This is a genomic window from Streptomyces sp. NPDC006326 (genome assembly GCF_040612915.1).
Classification (GTDB): domain Bacteria; phylum Actinomycetota; class Actinomycetes; order Streptomycetales; family Streptomycetaceae; genus Streptomyces.
Map to the genome: position 1 here is coordinate 1 of NZ_JBEXRC010000107.1, position 2,725 is coordinate 2,725.

Below are 2,725 nucleotides of genomic sequence, written 5' to 3' on the forward strand. Positions count from 1 at the left end.
GCCCCCACGGGGTGGGCCGCCACGGGTGGGGCGCCCCGCCCCCCGCGGCCCCCACGCGGCCGGGGGGGGCGCGCCGGGGGCCCCGCACGGAGGGCGGCGACCGGGGCCGCGCTCTGTTCGGGGGGAGTCTCGACCAACACGAGGTTAGGTTAGCCTACCCTGAGCAACGGCCGTACCCCGGGCGGAGCCTGCGGGGCCCGCACACCGGGGAGGCCGCCGAGGCTAGAGCCCCAGCCTGGCCAGCGCCTTGACACCGTCCAGGTCACAGGACCCGTCCCCCGCCTCGGTCCAGGCCGCCGCGCACAGCGCCCGCAGCCCGTCGAGCGCCTCGCCCTCGCCCCGCAGTTCCAGTACGCCGTCCTGCGCGGCCGCGGTCCAGCCCCCGCACCGGAACCCGTCGGCCACCGCCTGGACCGGCGGCTGCGGGGTGAGCAGCCCGCGCAGGTCCCGGTCCACGTACGTCGGCCGGTGCTTCGGCTCGGCCCGCAGCAGCTCCGCACCGTCCGCGATGCCGGTCAGCACCAGCAGCGAGTCCACGCCCCCGTTGAACGCGCCCTCGATGTCGGTGTCCAGCCGGTCCCCCACCACCAGCGGCCGCTTCGCGCCGGTGCGCAGGACCGTCTCGCGGTGCATCGGGGGCAGCGGCTTGCCCGCCACCTGCGGCTCCGCGCCCGTGGCGATCCGCACCACCTCCACCGCGGCGCCGTTGCCCGGCGCGATCCCCCGCGGCTGCGGGATCGTCAGGTCCGTGTTCGACGCGTACCACGGCACCCCGCGGTTGATCGCGTACGAGGCCTCCATGAAACGCCCCCACGGCATGTCCGGACCCCCGTAGCCCTGGACGACCGCCGCGAGGCCCTCCTCGTCGGCGGAGTCCACCGGCACCAGCCCCCGCTCGCGCAGCGCGACCCGCAGCCCCTCTCCGCCGACCACCAGCACCTTCGACCCGGGCTCCACCTGCTCCGAGATCATCCGGGCCACCGCCTGCGCCGAGGTGATCACCTCGGCCGCCTCGGTGGGGACCCCCAGCTCGTTCAGGTGCTCCGCCACGGCGTCCGGCGTCCGCAGCGCGTTGTTGGTGACGTACGCCAGGTGCATCCCCTCGGCCCGGGCCCCGGCCAGCGACTCCACCGCGTACGCGATCGCCTCACCGCCCGCGTACACCACCCCGTCCAGATCCAGCAGGGCCGTGTCGTACGCCTGGTGCAGACTCCGCTCGCTGCCTGCCGGACTGGTCCTGCTCTGCCGGGTCATCTGTCCGCTCCCTCTCCGCTCGGCCACCGACCGGTCCGTGACCGGTGTCCGGCCGAATCCAACCGCTCTCGACCGTGTATGCGCTGCCGCGTTGCTCCCCCGATCATCCCGCATCGCGAGACGCGTCTTACCATGCACCAATGACCACACCTGGCACCGCGGAGCACGGGCTGCGCGTGATCCCCTTCCACGGACTGCGCTACGTCCCGGAGCGTGTCGGCAGCCTGGCCGCCGTCACCTCACCGCCGTACGACGTGGTCGTACGCCCCGACGGAGTCGACTACCTCGAATCCGCCGACCCGCACAACATCGTCCGCCTGATCCTCCCGCAGGCCGACACCCCGGCCGCCCGCAACGAACAGGCCGCCCGCACCCTGCGCGAGTGGCTCGACAAGGGCGTCCTCAGCGCCGATCCCGAGCCCGCGCTGTACGTGTACGAGCAGCGCAGGGCCGGCGTACTGCAACGCGGCATCATCGGCGCCCTCGCCCTCTCGAAGGCCGAGGCCGGGATCGTCCTCCCCCACGAGGACGTCATGCCGGACGTGGTCACCGACCGGGCCGGACTGATGCGGGCCGCCTGCGCCAACCTCGAACCCCTGCTCCTCACCTACCTCGGCGACGGCCCGGGGGCCGGAGCGGCGGAGGTCGTCGAGCGCACCGCCGCGGGGACCCCGCTGCTCGCCACCACCACCGAGGACGGCATGCAGCACCGCCTGTGGGCGGTCACCGACCCCGACGACCTGGCCGTCGTCACCGGCGACCTCGGCCACCGCCAGGCCCTGATCGCCGACGGCCACCACCGCTGGGCCACGTACCTGCGCCTCCAGGAGGAGCACCGCTCCCCCACCGCCTGGGACTTCGGCCTGGTCCTCCTCGTCGACACCACCCGCTATCCGCTCCAGGTCCGCGCCATCCACCGGATGCTGCGCCGCCTCCCCGTCGCGGACGCCCTGGCGAGCGTCGAGGGGCACTTCCGGGTCCGCCGCGTCGAAGGCCCGCTGCCGCTCGCGGTGGAGGCCCTCGCGGACGCGGCGGAACGGGGCAACGCCTTCCTCCTCGCCGGCGACGGCACCTTCCACCTGGTCACCGACCCGGACCTGGGCCTCCTGGAACGCACCGTCCGCCACGACCGCCCCGAGGCGTGGCGCCGCCTCGACGCGACGGTGCTGCACGCGACGCTGCTCGACACCCTGTGGGAGATCCCCGACACCCCCGACCAGATCACCTACATACACGACGCCGCCGCCACCGTCGCCATGGCCGAACGCCACGGCGGCACCGCGGTCCTGCTGCATCCGGTCCGGGAGGCGGTCGTACGGGACCTGGCCCGCCAGGGCGTCACGATGCCCCGCAAGTCGACCTCCTTCGGCCCGAAGCCGGCCACCGGCCTGGTGCTGCGCAGCCTGGACTGAGCTGACCGGCCAGGACATGGAGAAGGGCGGCACCCCCCCCGCCGGCGGGGGGGGGCCGC

2 protein-coding genes are annotated in these 2,725 nt (G+C 74.7%); one reads left to right on the forward strand and one right to left on the reverse strand.

Translation table 11 applies throughout. The annotated features are described in order from the left end of the window. Positions 1-222: 222 nt before the first annotated feature. Positions 223-1,254 carry an HAD-IIA family hydrolase gene (locus tag ABZ128_RS35455; protein ID WP_356854016.1) on the reverse strand — a complete coding sequence of 344 codons (1,032 nt, stop codon included), beginning with the start codon at positions 1,252-1,254 and terminating at the stop codon, positions 223-225. A gap of 140 nt (positions 1,255-1,394) precedes the next feature. Between ABZ128_RS35455 and ABZ128_RS35460 the strand changes: the two genes are divergently transcribed. Then, a complete protein-coding gene (locus ABZ128_RS35460; RefSeq protein WP_356854018.1) occupies positions 1,395-2,666 on the forward strand; it encodes a DUF1015 domain-containing protein in 1,272 nt (423 codons plus the stop codon). Positions 2,667-2,725: the final 59 nt, after the last annotated feature.